Genomic DNA, 233 nt, shown 5'->3' with positions numbered 1-233 from the left:
CTTCGAGCGACAAGATGGCCGAGAAGCCGTTGCCGCCGGTGAAGGTGTAGCTGATGAGGTTGGTGCGGTAGCCGCCAGCGAGGATCACGTCGTCGTTGATGACGTTGCCGAGGTAACCGGTGAAGGTGTGGAAGGCCGACTCATCGAGACCGAGGCGCAGGCCACCGAGCTGGATGTAAGCGAAGTTCAGCGTATGACCGCCCTGGAAACCGTCCGTGAAGTTGAAACGGTTT

General features: G+C 59.7%; 1 protein-coding gene. It reads right to left on the bottom strand.

All coding sequences use genetic code 11. From position 1 onward, the window contains the following. The coding region (locus F9K94_RS24320; protein WP_192799589.1) for a porin at positions 1-233 on the bottom strand (233 nt) is incomplete at both ends.

This window comes from Brucella tritici (assembly GCF_008932285.1).
GTDB lineage: Bacteria > Pseudomonadota > Alphaproteobacteria > Rhizobiales > Rhizobiaceae > Brucella > Brucella tritici.
The sequence above is the reverse complement of the archived record's forward strand: the minus strand, read 5'-3'. Positions and strand labels throughout refer to the sequence as shown.